11 protein-coding genes are annotated in these 18,446 nt (G+C 72.2%); 3 read left to right on the top strand and 8 right to left on the bottom strand.

Annotation, left to right across the window (positions count from 1 at the left end; genetic code table 11):
• Window positions 1-13: 13 nt before the first annotated feature.
• From WQO_RS25495 to WQO_RS25465, 7 genes are all read right to left on the bottom strand, one after another.
• Complete coding sequence (locus WQO_RS25495) at window positions 14-2,560, bottom strand: Tox-REase-5 domain-containing protein (protein ID WP_029181895.1); 2,547 nt, start codon at window positions 2,558-2,560, stop codon at window positions 14-16.
• A 193-nt stretch (window positions 2,561-2,753) separates the two neighbouring features.
• The gene (gene serA, locus WQO_RS25490) at window positions 2,754-4,346 is read right to left on the bottom strand and encodes a phosphoglycerate dehydrogenase (protein ID WP_010056414.1); all 1,593 of its coding nucleotides are present in this window, start codon (window positions 4,344-4,346) and stop codon (window positions 2,754-2,756) included.
• A gap of 263 nt (window positions 4,347-4,609) precedes the next feature.
• Window positions 4,610-5,611, bottom strand: a complete 1,002-nt coding sequence (gene ilvC / locus WQO_RS25485; RefSeq protein WP_010056416.1) for a ketol-acid reductoisomerase — start codon at window positions 5,609-5,611, stop codon at window positions 4,610-4,612.
• A gap of 116 nt (window positions 5,612-5,727) precedes the next feature.
• Window positions 5,728-6,255 (bottom strand): acetolactate synthase small subunit, encoded by a 528-nt coding sequence (gene ilvN, locus WQO_RS25480; protein WP_006127785.1) that lies wholly within the window; start codon window positions 6,253-6,255, stop codon window positions 5,728-5,730.
• 23 nt (window positions 6,256-6,278) lie between these two features.
• Window positions 6,279-8,135: an acetolactate synthase large subunit gene (locus WQO_RS25475; protein WP_029181896.1), complete on the bottom strand. Its 1,857-nt coding sequence runs from the start codon at window positions 8,133-8,135 to the stop codon at window positions 6,279-6,281.
• 218 nt (window positions 8,136-8,353) lie between these two features.
• A complete protein-coding gene (locus tag WQO_RS25470; RefSeq protein ID WP_010056418.1) occupies window positions 8,354-11,176 on the bottom strand; it encodes a putative bifunctional diguanylate cyclase/phosphodiesterase in 2,823 nt (940 codons plus the stop codon).
• A gap of 408 nt (window positions 11,177-11,584) precedes the next feature.
• Window positions 11,585-12,532, bottom strand: a complete 948-nt coding sequence (locus tag WQO_RS25465) for a 2-hydroxyacid dehydrogenase (RefSeq protein ID WP_010056419.1) — start codon at window positions 12,530-12,532, stop codon at window positions 11,585-11,587.
• 165 nt (window positions 12,533-12,697) lie between these two features.
• Here WQO_RS25465 and WQO_RS25460 point away from each other — a divergent pair, with 165 nt between their 5' ends.
• From WQO_RS25460 to WQO_RS25450, 3 genes are all read left to right on the top strand, one after another.
• Window positions 12,698-13,654 (top strand): aldo/keto reductase, encoded by a 957-nt coding sequence (locus WQO_RS25460; RefSeq protein ID WP_010056420.1) that lies wholly within the window; start codon window positions 12,698-12,700, stop codon window positions 13,652-13,654.
• Between the two features lie 121 nt (window positions 13,655-13,775).
• Window positions 13,776-14,990, top strand: coding sequence for a PQQ-dependent sugar dehydrogenase (locus WQO_RS25455; protein ID WP_079055597.1), 1,215 nt, complete (start codon window positions 13,776-13,778; stop codon window positions 14,988-14,990).
• A gap of 39 nt (window positions 14,991-15,029) precedes the next feature.
• On the top strand, window positions 15,030-15,221 hold the full coding sequence (locus WQO_RS25450) for a DUF6191 domain-containing protein (protein ID WP_010056423.1): 192 nt from the start codon (window positions 15,030-15,032) through the stop codon (window positions 15,219-15,221).
• Here the strand turns inward: WQO_RS25450 and WQO_RS25445 are convergent.
• Window positions 15,206-18,445: a helix-turn-helix transcriptional regulator gene (locus WQO_RS25445; protein WP_029181899.1), complete on the bottom strand. Its 3,240-nt coding sequence runs from the start codon at window positions 18,443-18,445 to the stop codon at window positions 15,206-15,208. The two genes, WQO_RS25450 and WQO_RS25445, sit on opposite strands and share 16 nt — an antisense overlap.
• Window position 18,446 lies beyond the last annotated feature (1 nt).

Below are 18,446 nucleotides of genomic sequence, written 5' to 3'. Positions count from 1 at the left end.
GGCCGGGTATCGGCTAATCGTCGAAGGCTTCCGGTTTCCTGGTGCTGTCGCCCGGGTGGGGCTTGGTGTGGACCACTTTGATCGGCAGGCCCTCGTCACGGAACGCCTTGCGGGCGGCCTTGGCGACGTCCGGGTCGGAGAAGTGCCACTCCACGCTCCGGCCGCCGGACGCCTCGACCTGGGCGCGGGCCTCGGTGACGAACTTGTCCTTGCCGGACGGGGTGAGGGTACCGCTGTCGGTCTTGGACAGATAGCTGCCGTAGCCGTTCTTGGCCTCCAGGAACGTCTGCCGTGAGGAGTCCCAACCGTCGTACTCCACCGCCGGCTTGCCCTCGCGCGGATGCGGAACGACGTACTCCTGGCCGCGGTTGGTGCCGGTCACCTGCTCCTGGTAGCGGAGCCAGGACTCGTTCTTCCAGTTGGGCGCCGGGTTGCGGTCCCGGCTGGCCCAGTAGCCGTCGCCCGCGTCGGCGTCGCCGAGCGTGCGGTCCTTGAGGTCGTCGGCCCAGGACGGCGGACTGTAGTTGCGGGGGTCGGAGGTGTCGTTGCGTGCCGGCTGCGGGTACTGCTTCTTGTCCGCCTCCGCCTTGCGCGCCCGCTCGGGCTCCTCCAGCCGCTTCTGATCCAGGTGGGCCTGGCGTTCCGCCGCCCGCGCCTCCTCGGCCGCCTTCTTGGCCGCCTCGTCGCAGCCGCCCTCGGCGAGGAGGATCCGGCCCGGCGAGCCGCCCGCCAGCACCCCGGTGCCGGCGCCCGGCACACCGCCGGACCCGCCGCCGCCTCCGCCGTACGGCACCCTGGGCGGTCCGCCCGCGATCGCGCAGCCGGTGCGGCGCGCCGCGTCCTCGGCGCTGTCCGCCGCCTCGTCGGCCTCCTTCGCCGCCTTGCGTACGCCGTCGAGATCGCCCGCGTCCGCGGCCTGCCGGGCCCGGCGGGCGGCCGTGCTCGCATCGCCCGCCGCGTCCGCGACCTCGGAGGCCACCTTGCCGAGCTTGCCGAGTTTCCCGGCCTTGCCGACCACCTTCGCGACGTTGTAGCCGGGGATGAAGAGCGAGCCGACGTTCCAGATCACATCGGTGACGGCCCGGGTCTTCTCTCCGTTGTTCCAGCGCTCGCGGACCTCGTCGCCGACGAAGATGTCGTCGCCGACCGTGACCACCGTGTTGACGGAGGCCCCGCCCCAGTCCCAGAGCGCACCCAGGTAGTCGCCGTCGGACCACTTGTCGCCCGCGCCCGAGGAGTCCTGGACCCACTGGTCACCGAGCTGCTTGCCGTAGTCGACCAGACCCGACCAGGTCTCGGGCTTGAACAGGTCGATGATCCCGGAGATGTCGCCCCAGATCCCGTCGACCACCAGCCCCTTGAAGACCTGGGTCGTACGGTCCCAGGCGCAGCCGAAGAAGCCCCAGCCGCCGCAGTCCTCCTGCTCCTCGGCCTGCTCGCCGCCCTCCCCCTCGCCGTCGTCGGACGCCTGCACGTCGTAGGCGGCCTCGGGCTCCTCGTGGTCCTCGGGGAAGGTGTCCTCGCCGGTGCCGGGGCGCCCGTTGTCGTCGGGGCCGCCGGTGCCGCCACCCGTCGTGGTGGAGCCGGGGCCGCCCGAGCTCTCCCCGCCGGTCCCGCCGGTCGTACCGCCGCTGCCCTGGGTGCCTTCGGAGCCGCTGGAGCCTTGGGTGCCGCCAGTGCCTTGGGTGCCTTCGGAGCCGCCGGTGCCTTCCGTCCCGCCGGTCCCGCCCGTGCCGCCCGTCGCGTCGCCGCCGGAGCCACCCGTCGCTTCGCCGCCGGTCGTGCCGCCCGTCGTGGTCGAACCACCGTCGGCGGCACCCCCGTCGGCTCCGCCATCCGCGCCGCCGTCCGCGCTCCCCGACGTACCGCCGTCCGCTCCGCCGCCCGGGTCGTCTCCCGCGACGGTGTCGCTGCCTCCGGGCGACACCGGGCACGAGCTGCCCGTCAGCGAGCAGATCGCCGACTGGAGCCCCTCCGTGATCCGGCCGCCGAGGCCGCCCACCGTCAGCGCCCCGATCAGCGCGACGACGATCAGGACCAGGCCCAGGTACTCCAGCGCGGACTGCCCCCGGTCCCGCTTCCACGTGATCATGTGCGGGAGCGAGAACTTCGGCGGCTCCCCGCGCTCCCGGGGCGGCAGCAGGAACCACGCGCGGCTCTGCGGACGGCGCAGCAGCACCAGGATCAGGACGGGCAGGACGAGCTGCGTGAAACCGTCCGGCGACCCGTCCGACACGTTGCCGAGGCCGCCGATGATCAGCCAGATCTGGACGGCGACGATCCCCCACAGCACGCGCCTGCCGCCCGTACGCAGATGCCGGGCCAGCAGGGCGCAGAGCACCCCGGGCGCGGAGGCGTACAGCAGGATGCCGAACACCTGGGCGCCCATGGCGTCGGCGGCGATCGCCGAGCCGGAGAGGCCGACCGCGCCGAGGACCGTCGCGCCGAGCAGGACGAGGAGGGCCACCCGGACCACGGCGAGCGGGCCCGGTAGGTCACGCCGGGGGGCGGCGGCCGGAGCCGGGCCTCCCGCTACGGGTATGCCACCGACAGCAGACATACGTGATCCGACCCCCGGTGCCCATGAGTGACATGACAACCGGTCACCCTAGGGTCGGGGGCCTCGCGCGTCGTGGGTCCCAGGGCCCAACCCCGGGCCCATAGGGGCGGATCGGGCCGATCGGCCCCCGAAAACGCGGCTGCCGGGCGCCCCGGAGAAGGGGTGCCCGGCAGCCGGGGTCGTACAGGGTGGGTCAGTCGGTGAGGTTCACCGAGCGGGCCGAGGACGCGCCGATCTCCTCGGCGATCTCGGTCAGCACCGGCTGCGGGACCGTCTCGTCGACGGTGAGGACGACCAGCGCCTCGCCGCCCTCGGTGGCCCGCGAGACCTGCATGCCCGCGATGTTCAGCCCGGCCTCGCCGAGGATCTTGCCGACCGCGCCGACGACACCGGGACGGTCCTGGTAGCGCAGGACGACCATGTGGTCGGCGAGCGCCAGGTCCACGTCGTGCTCGCCGATGGCCACGATCTTCTGCAGGTGCTTCGGGCCGGCCAGCGTGCCGGAGACCGCGACCTCCTCGCCGCTGCCGAGCGTGCCGCGCACGGTGACCACGTTGCGGTGGTCGGGCGACTCGGAGCTGGTGGTGAGGCGGACCTCGACACCGCGCTCCTGCGCGAACAGCGGGGCGTTGACGTAGGAGACGGTCTCGTCGACGACGTCCTCGAAGACGCCCTTGAGCGCGGAGAGCTCCAGCACCTTGACGTCGTGCTGGGTGATCTCGCCGTACACCTCGACGTCGAGGCGGGCCGCGACCTCGCCCGCGAGCGCGGTGAAGATCCGGCCGAGCTTCTCGGCGAGCGGCAGACCGGGGCGTACGTCCTCGGCGATGACGCCGCCCTGGACGTTGACCGCGTCCGGGACCAGCTCACCGGCGAGGGCGAGGCGCACCGACTTGGCGACCGCGATGCCCGCCTTCTCCTGGGCCTCGTCGGTGGAGGCGCCGAGGTGCGGGGTGCAGACGACCTGGTCGAACTGGAACAGCGGGGAGTCCGTGCAGGGCTCCTTCGCGTACACATCGAGGCCGGCGCCGGCGACGCGGCCCTCCTTGAGGGCGGAGTACAGCGCCTCCTCGTCGACGATCCCGCCGCGCGCGGCGTTGACGATGCGGACCGACGGCTTCACCTTGTGCAGCGCCTCGTCCCCGATGAGACCGAGGGTCTCGGGGGTCTTCGGCAGGTGCACGGTGATGAAGTCGGCGACCTCCAGCAGCTCGTCCAGGCTGAGGAGCTTGACGCCCATCTGCGCGGCGCGGGCCGGCTGGACGTAGGGGTCGTAGGCGACGATCTTCATGCCGAAGGCCGACATGCGCTGGGCGACCAGGACGCCGATGCGGCCGAGGCCGACGACGCCGAGGACCTTCTCGCTGAGCTCGACCCCGGTGTACTTGGAGCGCTTCCACTCGCCGTTCTTGAGCGCGGTGTTGGCCTGCGGGATGTTGCGCGCGGTGGCCACCAGCAGACCGCAGGCCAGCTCGGCGGCGGTGACGATGTTGGAGGTCGGGGCGTTGACGACCATCACGCCGGCCTTGGTGGCGGCGGAGACGTCCACGTTGTCCAGACCGACGCCCGCGCGGGCCACGACCCGGAGCTTCCTGGCGGCGGCCAGGGCCTCGGCGTCGACCTTGGTGGCGGAGCGCACCAGGATCGCGTCGACGTCGGCGATCGCGGGGAGCAGCTCGGCGCGGTCCGCGCCGTTGCAGTGCCGGATCTCGAAATCCGGACCCAGGGCGTCGACCGTGGCGGGCGACAGCTCTTCAGCGATGAGTACGACAGGTTTCGAGCTCACGTGAGTCCTCACAAGTCCAGTGCGGACGGCCGTCCCGACGGCCGCAGGCGGTGGAGGGGCTAGCCGCGTGGTAGACGCACGACACTGTGGGCCCTGACGCGTGTATGTGTTGAGAAGTGTAGTCATGCGACGGGCTGTGTACCGCGCCCCCGTGGAAGGATCACCCGCACGAGGGTGGACGTGGTGTACACCCGTACGGACCGCCCCTGGGGCATTGTGGAGCGGGGCGGGTCCGTCATGGACCCGCCCCGCTCCCCCGAGGCCTAGGCCTCTTCGTCGTTCACCCAGCTCATGAGCTTGCGCAGCTCGCGGCCCGTGGTCTCCAGCAGGTGGTCGCTGTCGGCCTTCTTGTACTCGTTGTACTTGGGCAGACCGTTGTGGTACTCGGCCATCCAGTTCTTGGCGAAGGTGCCGTCCTGGATCTCGGCGAGGACCTTCTTCATCTCGGCCTTGGTGGCGTCGGTGATGATCCGGGGGCCGGTGACGTAGTCGCCCCACTCGGCGGTCTCCGAGATGGACCAGCGCATCTTCTCCAGGCCGCCCTCGTACATGAGGTCGACGATGAGCTTCAGCTCGTGGAGGCACTCGAAGTACGCGATCTCGGGCTGGTAGCCGGCCTCGGTCAGCGTCTCGAAACCGGCCTTGACCAGGGCGGCGGTGCCACCGCAGAGGACGGCCTGCTCACCGAACAGGTCGGTCTCGGTCTCCTCGGTGAAGGTGGTCTTGATGACGCCGGCGCGGGTGCCGCCGATGCCCTTGGCGTACGACAGGGCGAGCTCCAGGCCCTTGCCCGTGGAGTCCTGCTCGACGGCCACGATGCAGGGGACGCCGCGGCCCTCCTCGTACTGGCGGCGGACCAGGTGGCCGGGGCCCTTGGGGGCGACCATGCAGACGTCGACGTCGGCCGGGGGCTTGATGAAGCCGAAGCGGATGTTCAGGCCGTGGCCGAAGAACAGCGCGTCGCCCGCCTTGAGGTTGTCCTTGACGGACTCCTCGTAGACCTGGGCCTGGATCGGGTCCGGGACGAGGATCATGATGACGTCGGCCTCGGCGGCCGCCTCGGCGGGGGTCACCACGCGCAGACCCTGCTCCTCGGCCTTGGCCTTGGACTTCGAGCCCTCGTGCAGACCGACGCGGACGTCGACGCCGGAGTCACGGAGCGACAGCGCGTGGGCGTGGCCCTGGCTGCCGTAACCGAGAACCGCGACCTTGCGGCCCTGGATGATGGACAGGTCGGCATCGTCGTCGTAGAACAGCTCGGCCACTGGGTCTTCTCCTTGGTGTGCAGGTGTTGCGTCCCACCGTACGGCGGGGTGCGTCGTATGCGTTGTCGGGTCTCGCCATGCGAGCGGAGTGTGTGGCTCCGCCCGGGTCCGTCGGCTCAGGCCGAGCGGTCGAGGGCGCGCAGGGACCGGTCGGTGATCGAGCGCGCGCCGCGCCCTATGGCGATGGTGCCGGACTGGACGAGCTCCTTGATGCCGTACTGCTCCAGCATCTTGAGCATCGCCTCCAGCTTGTCGGCCCCTCCGGTCGCCTCGATCGTGACGGCCTCCGGGGAGACGTCGACGGTCTTGGCGCGGAACAGCTGGACGATCTCGACGATCTGGGAGCGGGTCTCGCTGTCGGCGCGGACCTTCACCAGGACGAGCTCCCGCTGGATCGCAGCGGACGGCTCGAGTTCGACGATCTTCAGGACGTTGACCAGCTTGTTGAGCTGCTTGGTCACCTGCTCCAGGGGCAGGCCCTCGACATTCACGACGATGGTGATGCGGGAGATGTCGGGGTGCTCGGTCGTACCGACCGCGAGCGAGTCGATGTTGAAGCCGCGTCGGGAGAACAGGGCGGTGATCCGGGCGAGGACACCGGGCTTGTTCTCGACCAGGACGGAGAGCGTGTGCTTTTCGGACATGGGAGTCGTTCTCTCTCTGTCTCTCAGTCGTCTTCGTTGTCGCCGAAGTCGGGACGGACGCCGCGCGCGGCCTGGACCTCGTCGTTGGAGGTGCCGGCGGCGACCATCGGCCAGACCATGGCGTCCTCGTGGACGATGAAGTCGATCACGACGGGGCGGTCGTTGATGGAGTTGGCCTCTTCGATGACCTTGTTCAGGTCGGCCGGGTCCTCGCAGCGGATGGCGTGGCAGCCCATGGCCTCGGACAGCTTGACGAAGTCCGGGACGCGGGTTCCCTTGGCGGCGTTGCCGTCCGAGTCCGGGCCGGAGTGCAGCACGGTGTTGGAGTAGCGCTGGTTGTAGAAGAGGGTCTGCCACTGGCGGACCATCCCGAGGGCGCCGTTGTTGATGACGGCGACCTTGATCGGGATGTTGTTGAGCGCGCAGGTGGTCAGTTCCTGGTTGGTCATCTGGAAGCAGCCGTCGCCGTCGATGGCCCAGACCGTACGGTCGGGCATGCCGGCCTTGGCGCCCATCGCGGCGGGGACCGCGTACCCCATCGTTCCGGCGCCGCCGCTGTTGAGCCAGGTGGCGGGCTGCTCGTAGTCGATGAAGTGGGAGGCCCACATCTGGTGCTGTCCGACACCGGCCGCGAAGATCGTGCCCTCGGGGGCGAGCTGCCCGATGCGCTGGATGACCTGCTGCGGCGAGAGGCTGCCGTCCTCGGGCAGGTCGTAGCCCAGCGGGTAGGTGTCGCGCCAGCGGTTGAGGTCCTTCCACCAGGCGGTGTAGTCACCGGTGTTGCCCTCGGTGTGCTCGACCTGGACAGCCTGGACCAGGTCGGCCAGGACCTCGCGGGCGTCACCGACGATCGGCACGTCGGCGGTGCGGTTCTTGCCGATCTCGGCGGGGTCGATGTCGGCGTGGACGATCTTGGCGTACGGGGCGAAGCTGTCCAGCTTGCCGGTGACGCGGTCGTCGAAGCGGGCTCCGAGGGCGACGATCAGGTCGGCCTTCTGCAGCGCGGTGACGGCGGTGACCGCACCGTGCATGCCCGGCATTCCCACGTGCAGCGGGTGGCTGTCGGGGAAGGCGCCGAGCGCCATCAGGGTGGTGGTGACGGGCGCTCCGGTCAGCTCCGCGAGGACCTTCAGCTCGGCGGTGGCCCCGGCCTTCAGGACGCCGCCGCCGACGTACAGCACGGGGCGCTTGGACTGGGTGATCAGCTTGGCGGCCTCGCGGATCTGCTTGGCGTGCGGCTTGGTCACCGGGCGGTAGCCGGGCAGGTCCTGGGTGGGCGGCCAGCTGAAGGTGGTCTTCGCCTGGAGGGCGTCCTTGGCGATGTCGACGAGGACCGGTCCGGGGCGGCCGGTGGAGGCGATGTGGAAGGCCTCGGCGATGGTGTGCGGGATGTCCTCGGCCTTGGTGACCAGGAAGTTGTGCTTGGTGATCGGCATCGTGATGCCGCAGATGTCGGCTTCCTGGAAGGCGTCGGTGCCGATGGCCTTGGAGGCGACCTGGCCGGTGATCGCGACGAGCGGCACGGAGTCCATGTGCGCGTCGGCGATCGGGGTGACCAGGTTGGTGGCGCCGGGGCCCGAGGTGGCCATGCAGACGCCGACCTTGCCGGTGGCCTGCGCGTATCCGGTGGCGGCGTGGCCGGCGCCCTGCTCGTGGCGGACCAGGACGTGGCGGACCCGGGTGGAGTCCATCATCGGGTCGTAGGCGGGGAGGATCGCACCGCCGGGAATGCCGAATACCGTGTCGGCGCCGACTTCCTCGAGAGAGCGGATGAGGGACTGCGCGCCCGTGACGTGCTCAACGGTGACGGACGGCTGTCCGCCGGTACGGGCGCGCGGCTGCGGGTGGTGGGCCCCGGTGGCCTGCTCGGTCATCGGCATTCTCTTCTCGAAGCTGAGGGTTTTCGCGGGTGTTTTGCAGCGTTTTGAGAGGTGTCAGTGCAACAAAAAACCCCTCGTGCCGTGAGGCAAGCGAGGGGAGCGCGCCGGGTGCGGTCCGCAGAGTGTCGTGGAGTGACTCTGCTTCAGCCGACGCGCTTTCCAAGTACGAGAATTCGGGTGCGCATGGCATTGACCCTCTCTCCGGCACGCATGACGTGTCAAGTGGGTGGGACAGGCGTCTCAGTATGTGATCCGGTGAGCAGCGGGATCGAGCCGCCCGCCATCACCGGCCGCGGGCTCGGAATGCCCGGCACGGGGAACTCCCCGCGGACCAGGGCGCGTCGCAGCCGGTACTCGTCGAGCGGACCGGAGAAGGCCATTCCCTGGCCGTGCGTGCACCCCATGGCCCGCAGGGCGAGGACCTGCTCGGGGACGTCCACGCCGTCGGCGACGGACTGGAGACCGAGGTCGCAGGCGATCCGCAGGAGGCCGCTGGTGATCTTGTGCAGCCTGGCCGATTCGACCACCCCCTCCACCAGGTTCCGGTCGAGCTTCAGTACATCGATGGGGAGCCGGCGCAGCGCGTTGATCGCCGCGAAGCCGCTGCCGAAGCCGTCGAGCGCGATCCGTACGCCGAGCCGGCGCAGGGCCACGAGGCGCTGCTCCAGGGCGTCGAAGGAGACGCGCGGGTCGCTGTCGGCGACCTCGATCATCAGGGCGCCGGAGGGCAGCCCGTGGCGGGTCAGCAGCGCCTCGATGGAACCGGGCGGCGGGGCCGCGTCCAGCAGCCGGGCGGCGGAGAGCCGGACGGAGACGGCGACGGGGTGCCCGGCCCTGGCCCGGTCGGCGGCCTGGGCGACGGCCTCCTCCAGGAGCCAGCGGCCGAGCTCGGCGGTGCGGTCGTCGTCGCCGGAGACCCGCAGGAACTCGGCGGGGGTGAACAGGATGCCCTGGGCGGAGCGCCAGCGGGCCTGGGCGGCGACGGCGGCGACGGAGCCGCTGGCGAGGTGGACGACGGGCTGGTGCAACAGGGCGAACTCGCCGTCGCGCAGGGCCGTGCGCAGCCGGGTGGCCAGCTCGGAGCGGCGTACGACGTCGGCCTGCATCTGCGGGGCGTACAGCTCGACCCGGTCCTTGCCGCCGGCCTTGGCGCGGTACATCGCGAGGTCGGCGTTGCGCATGAGGTCGGTGGGGCTGATGGCGGGCTCGGCGAAGGCCACCCCGATGGAGGCGGCCACCCGGACCTCGCTGGCGCCGATCCGGTAGGGCTGGGAGAGGGTGAGGCGCAGCCGGTCGGCGATCTCGTGGACCTGGTACTCGCGGGCGCCCTGGTCGCGGGTGCCGTCGCCCATGATGAGCGCGGCGAACTCGTCGCCGCCGAGCCGGGCGGCGGTGTCGCCGGCCCGGACGGAGTCCTGGAGGCGGCGGCCGGCCTGGATGAGCAGTTCGTCGCCCGCCTGGTGGCCGATGGTGTCGTTGACCTGCTTGAAGCCGTCGAGGTCGATGAAGAGGACGGCGGTGCCGAGGTCGCCGGCCCGGCGGCCGCCGAGCGCCTGGCGGACCCGGGCGGTGAACAGGGCCCGGTTGGGCAGGTCGGTCAGCGGGTCGTGCTCGGCGTTGTGCTGCAACTGGGCCTGGAGCCTGACCCGTTCGGTGACGTCCCGGCTGTTGAGGAGGAGGCCGCCCTGGTGGCGGTTGACGGTGGACTCGACGTTGAGCCAGTCGCCGGTGCCCGAGCGGAAGCGGCATTCGATTCGGGTGGTGGGTTCCTCGTGGGGCGGGGCGGCGAGGAAGCGCCGCACCTCGTGGACGACCCGGCCGAGATCGTCGGGGTGGATGATCGAGGACAGCTCGGCCCCGACGAGCCCCTCCGCCTCGCGCCCGTAGACCCCGGCGGCGGCGGGGCTGACGTAGCGCAGGGTGCCGTTGGGCGCGGCGATCATGATGACGTCGCTGGAGCCCTGCACCAGGGAGCGGAAGTGGTTCTCCTTCTGGGCCAGTTCCTGGGTGAGGGAGATGTTGTCGAGGAGCATGATGCCCTGCCGGACGACCAGCGCCAGGACGACCGTGCAGCCGGTGAAGATGACGACCCGGTCCACCCGGCGGCCGTCGACCACGTTGTACAGGATGCCCAGGGTGCAGACGGCGGCGGCGAGATAGGGGGTGAGGGCCGCGAGGGAGCCGGCGATCGGGCGGCTGGCGGTGGCGCGCGGCGGGCCGGGGCGGGCGGACCGCCGGGCTCCGCGCCGGGCGCCCCAGGGGGCGTAGGCGAGGAGCAGCGACCCGGCGAACCAGCCGGCGTCGAGGAGCTGGCCCGAGTGGTAGGTGGAGCGCAGCAGCGGCGAGGTGAACACCGCGTCGCTCAGCACGGTGAGCGCGAGGGCGGCGATGGCGGTGTTCACCGCGGAGCGGTTCACCCCGGCCCGCCGGAAGTGCAGGGCGAGCACCATCGAGACGAGCACGATGTCGAGCAGCGGATAGGCCAGCGAGAGGGCCGCGGGCGCGACGCTGGCGTCCTGGAAGCCGGCCATGTGCGCGGTGTGCGCGAGGGCGAGGCTCCAGGCGAGCGTCAGCAGGGAGCCGCCGATCAGCCAGGCGTCCAGGGCGAGGCAGACCCAGCCCGCCCGGGTGACGGGCCGTTTGGCGAGCACGAGCAGCCCGACGATGGCGGGCGGCGCGAAGCAGAGGAAGAAGACGTCGGCGAGGGAGGGGGTGGGCACGGGGACGCCGAGGATCACCTCGTACCACCCCCAGACGGCGTTTCCGCAGGCCGCCATGGCGGAGGAGAGCGAGAACAGCAGCCAGGCGGGGCGCAGCCGGCCCGCGCCCGTCCGTGCGTAGAGGAAGCAGGAGACCGCGGCGACCAGTGCCGCGGCGGCGAGGCCGAAGTCCCCCATGAAGACGGCGACTTGCGGTGACCCCCAGCCGAAGGCGGCGCCCACCGAATATCCGGCGCAGACGAGGCCGAGCAGGATGCGGGAGCGCATCCCGGTGGAGCCGGACTCGGACCGCGTGGCGAGCAGGGCCCCCAGCGCGCTCACCGGAGGGCTCCCCGCCCCGGGCCCGCCGGGCACGCGCTCCCCGGCGCCTGGCTCCTCGCGGAACCCCTCCGGCGTCGCTCGCTCCGCGGCGGCCGGGGCCGCTCCCGGGACACGACTCCGGGGCATGGATCCGGCCATCGGTGGCCGGTGCGCCCCGTCGGCGCGGACGGCCGCGACCGTCCGCTCGTCCGCGTCGGCTCGTCTCTCCATGGCCAGCACATCGCCCGTCGCCCCCTCGCGTTCCGATGCTCCCCCGCGCCGTCCCTTTCACGGCGCAGCGCCCCGGATCGGACGATACACCAGATCCGTCACTCAGGGCCATAGCTTCTCTACGCTCCGTGACGAATGACGAGGTGAGCGGCACTGCGTGCATCCGGACCACCCCGTAGCGTGGCCGCTTCGGCGGGGTCAGCCGGTGGTGGTGACGACGTTCCGTACCGGCTCTCCGGCGGCGAACCGGGTGAGCTGTGCGGCCAGCAGCCGCTTGGCGCGGGGTTCGAACGCCGAGGTGCTGCCGCCCACATGAGGCGTGATCAAGACATTCGGAGCATGCCAGAGGGGATGGCCCTGGGGCAGGGGTTCGGGGTCGGTCACGTCGAGCGCGGCCCGCAGCCGTCCGGATTCCAGTTCGGCCAACAGGGCCTTCGTGTCGACGACTCCGCCGCGGGCGACGTTGACGAGGAGGGCGCCGTCGGGCATCGCGGCGAGGAAGTCGGCGCCCACCAGCCCCTGGGTGGACGGGTTCAGCGGGGTGGAGAGGATCACCACGTCGGCCTCGGGCAGGAGGGCGGGCAGATCGTCGAGCGTGCGTACGGGACCGCGTGCGGTGGTCCGCGTGGAGCGCGCGACGCGCGCCACCCGCGCGCACTCGAAGGGGGCGAGCCGGTCCTCGATGGCCGAGCCGATGGAGCCGTACCCCACGATGAGGACGGACTTGTCGGCGAGCGCCGGGTAGAAGCCGGAGCGCCACTCCTCCTTGTCCTGGCCGTGGACGAACCCGGGGATGCCGCGCAGGGAGGCCAGGATCAGCGCGAGGGTCAGCTCGGCGGTCGACGCCTCGTGCACCCCCTTGGCGTTGCAGAGCCGCACCCCGGCGGGCAGCAGGGGGAGGCCGGGCTCGACGTGGTCGATGCCGGCGGAGAGCGTCTGGACCACCTGGACCGAGGTCATCGAGGCCAGCGGGCGCTGCGCGACCTCGGGGCCCTGCATGTAGGGAACGACGTAGTAGGCGCAGTCGGCCGGATCGGCGGGGAAGTCCGGGCCACCGTTCCAGAAGAGGTAGTTGGGCCCGTCCGGAAGCCCGTCGATCTCCTCGGCCGGGAAGGGCAGCCATACATCAGCAGTCGTCGCAGTCATGGTCGGGAGGCTATGCGACGGGTGCGCGAGCGCTCCAGGGCGGCTGGGAGAAGACCTCGGGAGGCCAGAGGTTACTTTGGGGTGCGGTACGGCCCCGTGCCGACGGGAGAGCATGGAGGGTTCGGGGAGTTGGAGTGCAGGACTATCGGGGCGGCGGGGCTTGCCGTGGGTGCGGTCGGGCTCGGCTGTATGCCGATGAGCTGGGGTTACAGCGCGTCGCAGCGGCTCGGCGACCGTTCCGTGCGGACGGTGCACGCGGCCCTGGACGCGGGCGTCCGGCTGCTCGACACCGCGGACATGTACGGCCCGTTCACCAATGAGCTGCTGGTGGGGCGGGCGCTGAAGGGCCGCCGCGAGGAGGCGTTCGTCTCCACCAAGTGCGGGCTCCTGGTGGGCGATCAGCACATCGTCGCGAACGGCCGGCCCGGGTACGTCCGGCGGGCCTGCGACGCCTCGCTGCGGCGGCTCCAGACCGACGTGATCGACCTGTACCAGCTGCACCGGGCCGACCCCGAGGTGCCGGTGGAGGAGACCTGGGGCGCGATGGCGGAGCTGGTCACCGTGGGCAAGGTGCGCTCGCTGGGGCTGTGCGCCGTGGGGGCGCGGGCCCCGCGCCGGTCGGGCGAGGGCCCGTTCGAGGGAACGATCCGGCAGTTGGAACGGATCCAGCAGGTCTTCCCGGTCAGCGCCGTCGAGGCGGAGCTGTCGGTGTGGTCGCGGGAGGCGCTCACCGAGCTGCTGCCGTGGTGCGTGGCGCGCGGGGTCGGACTGCTGGCCGCGATGCCGCTGGGCAGCGGTTATCTGACCGGGACGCTGAAGCCGGGGCAGGGGTTCGAGCCGGAGGACCTGCGGGCCCGGCATCCTCGGTTCACGGCCGAGGTGATGGCGGCGAACCAGCCGGTGGTGGCCGGTCTGCGGCGGGTCGCGGAGCGCCGGGGGGCGACCGTGGCGCAGGTGGCGCTGGCGTGGGTGCTGCGCCAGGGCCCGCATGTGGTGCCGGTGCCCGGGACGAAGCGGGAGCAGTGGGCGGTGGAGAACGCCGGGGCGGCCGGGGTGGTCCTGGACGACCGGGACCTGGCGGAGATCGACGCGCTGCCCGCCGCCCGCGAGTCCTGGGACTGAGCGTCGCGCCCCGTACGGCGGGAGAATGGGCGGATCGGGAACTTCTGGACCGGTCGGGGCAGTAGGAACAGATGAGGATGCAGGAGCAGGTAGTCGGGCAGCCGTCGAAAGGATCGGTTCCGTGCGTGGTGCTCTGATCGGACATGTGCAGTCCCCGGCCGTGCGCAGGGGGGTGCTGGCCGCGGTGGCGTCGGCCGCCCTGCTGCTGTCCGCCGCGTGTTCCGGCGACGGGGACGGGGACGGTGGTGCGTCCGGGCGGCCGGCCGGTTCCCCGACCGCCTCGGGCTCCGCTTCCCCGGCCTCGCCGAGCCGGTCGGCGGACCTGCCGCCCGGGAAGGGCTCGGCGAAGGTCGTCTCGACGCTGACGGAGAACCTGAAGTCGCCGTGGGGTCTGGCCGCGCTGCCGGGCGGTGATCTGCTGGTGTCCTCGCGGGACGAGGGGACGATCCACCGGATCGACGGCGAGAGCGGCAAGCAGACGCTGCTGGGCTCGGTGCCCGGGGTCGCCCCGGCCGGCGAGGGCGGACTGCTCGGGCTCGCCGTCTCGTCCACCTTCGGCGCGGACCAGCAGGTGTACGCCTACTTCACGACCACGTCCGACAACCGGATCGTCCGGATGAGTTACGACGAGAAGCGCCCGGCGGGACAGCAGCTCGGCGCCCCGGACACGGTGCTGCGCGGTATCCCCAAGGGCAGCATCCACAACGGCGGCCGGATCGCCTTCGGCCCGGACAAGATGCTGTACGCGGGCACGGGCGAGGCCGGGGACACGGAGCTGTCGCAGGACAAGGAGTCGCTGGCGGGCAAGATCCTGCGGATGACGCCCGACGGCGAGCCGGTGCACGGCAATCCGGAGGCGGACTCGGTGGTGTATTCGTACGGCCACCGCAATGTGCAAGGGCTCGCCTGGGACGCGGAGAAGCGGCTGTGGGCCGCCGAGTTCGGCCAGAACACCTGGGACGAGCTGAATCTGATCGAGCCCGGCGGGAACTACGGCTGGCCCGAGGTCGAGGGCGAGGAGGGCGAGGACGGGTTCATCGACCCGGTGGCGCAGTGGAAGACCTCGGATGCCTCCCCCAGCGGAATCGCGTACGCGGAGGGCTCGATCTGGATGGCCGGACTGCGCGGTGAGCGGCTGTGGCGGATCCCGCTGTCCGGCGAGAAGGCCGGGGAACCTCTCGCGGACCCCCAGGCGTTCCTGGAGGAGGAGCACGGCCGCCTGCGCACGGTGGTGAGCGCGGGGGGCGACCGCCTGTGGCTGCTCACCAGCAACACGGACGGACGGGGAACGGAGCAGGACGGGGACGACAGGATCCTCCAGGTCGAGGTGGAGTAGCGGGCCGCCCCGCGCGACATGTCGGAGGGAGCACGGCCGGTGTTCAATTTCTTCGAGGAGCTCTTCGCCCCGGGGCGCAAGCACACCTCCGACGAGCGGAAGCGGCTGGAGCTGAGCCGGGTCGATCTGGGTATCGGCGATCCGCACCGGGGGCCGATAGATCTGGCCTCGGGGAAGGTCACCGTGCGTCCCCCGGACTCGGACCCCGAAGAGCCCTACGCCGCCGGGTAGAGCCTCAGGCGGTGGGCGAGGGCAGCGGCCTCACCGCGGCTGGAGACGCCGAGCTTGGCCAGGATGTTGGAGACGTGGACGCTCGCGGTCTTCGGGGAGATGAACAGCTCCTCGGCGATCTTCCGGTTGGTGTGTCCGGCCGCGACCAGCCGGTGCACGTCCTGCTCGCGCGGGGTCAGCCCGAAGGACGCCACGGCGGCGATGGCGGGGTCCTCCTCCTCGGCCGGCGGCCGGTCGGGGCCGTCGGCGGCGGATACGGGGGCCAGGACGGCCGGGTGGATTCCGGCGTCGGGACCGGGTGCCGTGCCGGAGCCGTCGAGGGTGATGCGGGCGCGGGCGGCCAGCTGTTCGACCGCCTCGGCGAGCGGGCGCGCGCCGAGCCGCCGGGCGGTCTCCTGGGCGCGGTGCAGCAGTGCCGTGGCGGTGGACCGCTCGCCGGGGGCGATGAGCAGGGACTCGGCCCACCGGCGGTGGATCTGGGCCAGTTGGTACGGGCGGCACAGCGGGCCGAAGGTCTCGGCGGCGCGGGCCCAGTGGCCCGGGGTGTCCGTGCCCTCCGCCCGGGCCAGCTCCGCCTCGATGAAGACGCCGTAGGCCTGCCATACGGGGACGAGCATCGGGAGGCCCTTCACGCACCGGCGGATCAGGGCGAGCAGCTCCGGCCGGCCCGGTTCGGCGGCGGGCAGTCCGCGGGCGTCCGCCTCGATCATGGCGGCGGTCTGGAGCAGCGGCAGGGCGTAGCGCTGGGTGCCGGGCGGGAAGCCGGCCGCGGCCAGCGCCCCGAACGCGGTCCGTGCCTCGGCGAGCCTGCCCTGGGAGGCGGCCAGCACCATGCCGTGCCGGACGGGGTCGATCACGTGCTGGTGCTGCGGGTCGCGGTGTCCGAAGTGCCTGCGGACCAGGGCGAGCTGCTCCTCCGCCTCGGCCGTGTCCCCGCGGGCGACGGCCAGTTCGGTACGGCGCAGCGCGGCGAGGCCCTTGGCCCGGGGGCCCAGCGCCAGCCGGGCGGCGGACGCGGCGGCGGCCTCGCTCTGGGTCCAGTGTCCGAGGGAGAACAGGGACTGGGACTGGTTGGCGTGCACCCAGGCCCCGGAGTCGGCCAGGCCGTGGCTGTGGCAGATCTCGATGCCGTGGTCGGCGGCGGCGACGGCCTCCAGCGAGCGGCCCATCGCCTCCAGTGAGGAGGGCAGGTTGACGCTGACCCGGCCGAGGAGGTTCATCAGGTGGAGTTGTTCGGCGCGGTCCCGGACCGCGTACATCTCGGCGAGGCCGTCCTCGACGCCGCCGGCGTCCGCGGTGAGCCAGCCGCGGGTGAGGCGGGCGTGCAGCTCGATGTACTCGTCGCCGACGAGCCGGGCGTACTCCACCGCGCGGTCGCTGTCGGCGAGTGCCTCCGGGCCCGGCTGGTGCAGCGCCTTCCAACTGGCCACGTTGGTCAGGACGTCGGCCTGCACGGGGGACGGCGGCAGGCCGCGCACCAGTTCCTGCGCGGTGGCCAGCTCCTCCCAGCCGTCCCCCTTGTCGAGGCCCTGCACCAGTCGGCTGCGCTGCACGAGGAACCAGGCCTCGCGCAGCGGGTCGGACTCGGCGGCCAGGACCCGCATGGCCTTCTTGGAGATGGCCAGCGCGCGTTTGCGGTCGCCGCCGAAGTGGGCGGCGACGGTGGCCTCGGCCATCACGTCGAGGTAGCGCAGCGGGGCGTTCTCCGGGTCGCAGCCGGAGGCCGGGTAGACCTCGGCGTAGTCGAAGGGGCGCAGGGTGGCCAGGACTTCACCGGGGACGTCGTCCCAGAGCTCCATCGCCCGCTCCAGGAGCCGCAGTTGCTCGGAGTAGGCGTAGCGGCGGCGGGCCTCGACGGCGGCCCGGAGCACGGCGGGCAGGGCTTTGGCGGCGTCGTGGGCGGCGTACCAGTAGCTGGCGAGGCGGGTGGCGCGTTCGTCGTCGCGGACGAGGGAGGGATCGGCCTCCAGGGCTTCGGCGTACCGGCGGTTGACGCGGGTGCGCTCCCCGGGCAGCAGGTCGTCGCTGACGGCCTCGCGGACCAGCGAGTGCCGGAAGCGGTAGCCGTCGGTGTCGGGCGCGGGCTGCAGGAGGTTGGCGCCGACAGCGGCGCGCAGGGCCTCGTCGAGCTCGTCCTCGCCGAGCCCGGCGACGGCGGCGAGCAGTTCGTGCTCGACGAAGGAGCCGCCCTCGGCGACGATCCTGGCGACCCGCTGGGCGTGCTCGGGGAGCGCCTCCACGCGGACGAGCAGGAGGTCGCGGAGCGATTCGGTCAGCCCGGAGCTGTCGCCGCAGCACTCCAGGGAGCGGGCCAGCTCCTCGACGAAGAAGGCGTTGCCGTCGGAGCGTTCGAAGATCTCGTCGACGAGTGCGGCCTCGGGGATCTCGGCGAGGATGCCGGCGAGCTGGCGGCCGACCTCGTCGTGGCTGAACCTGTCGAGTTCGACGCGGGTGACGGTACGCAGCCGGTCCAGTTCGGCGAGGAGGGGGCGCAGGGGGTGGCGGCGGTGGATGTCGTCGGCGCGGTAGGTGCCGACGACCATCAGGCGGCCGGTGTTCAGGGTGCGGAAGAGGTAGGCGAGCAGATGCCGGGTGGAGGCGTCCGCCCAGTGCAGGTCTTCCAGGACGAGGACGACCGGGCGGTCGGCGGAGATCTGCTCCAGCAGGCGTGCGGCGAGTTCGAAGAGGCGGGCGGTGCTGTGCTCGTCGGTGGCGTCCCGGTGGGCCTCTCCCAGCTCGGGCAGGAGGCGGGCCAGCTCGCCCTCCTTGCCGGCGCAGGCGGCGGCCATCTCCTCGGGCAGAGCCCGGCGCAGGGCGCGCAGGGCGGTCGGGAAGGGGGCGAACGGCAGCCCGTCGGCCCCGATCTCGACGCAGGACCCGACGGCGACCACGGCGTCGCGCCGCTCGGCCGCCGAGACGAACTGCTCGACCAGGCGGGTCTTTCCCACACCCGCCTCGCCGCCGATCAGCAGCGCCTGCGGATCGCCGGAAGCGGCCCGCGCGAGCGCCCCGGTGAGCGAGGCGAGTTCCTCGGCGCGCCCGACGAACACGGGGCTGACTGACCTGGTCTCCACGCCGCTGAGCATCGCATACGCGTACGAGGCGGCGGGAGTCTTTTCGCGCAAGGTGATCACGCCCGCCGTACGGCCCCGGCCCGCCGCGCCCGGTACGGAAGGGTCGGCGGGACCGGAGTCCGGCACGGGGGTCGTCCCGGGCCGGGCCATC

This window comes from Streptomyces globisporus C-1027, from assembly GCF_000261345.2.
Lineage (GTDB): Bacteria > Actinomycetota > Actinomycetes > Streptomycetales > Streptomycetaceae > Streptomyces > Streptomyces pakalii.
Note: the sequence above shows the minus strand (reverse complement) of the source record. Positions and strands in the feature narration are given on the sequence as shown.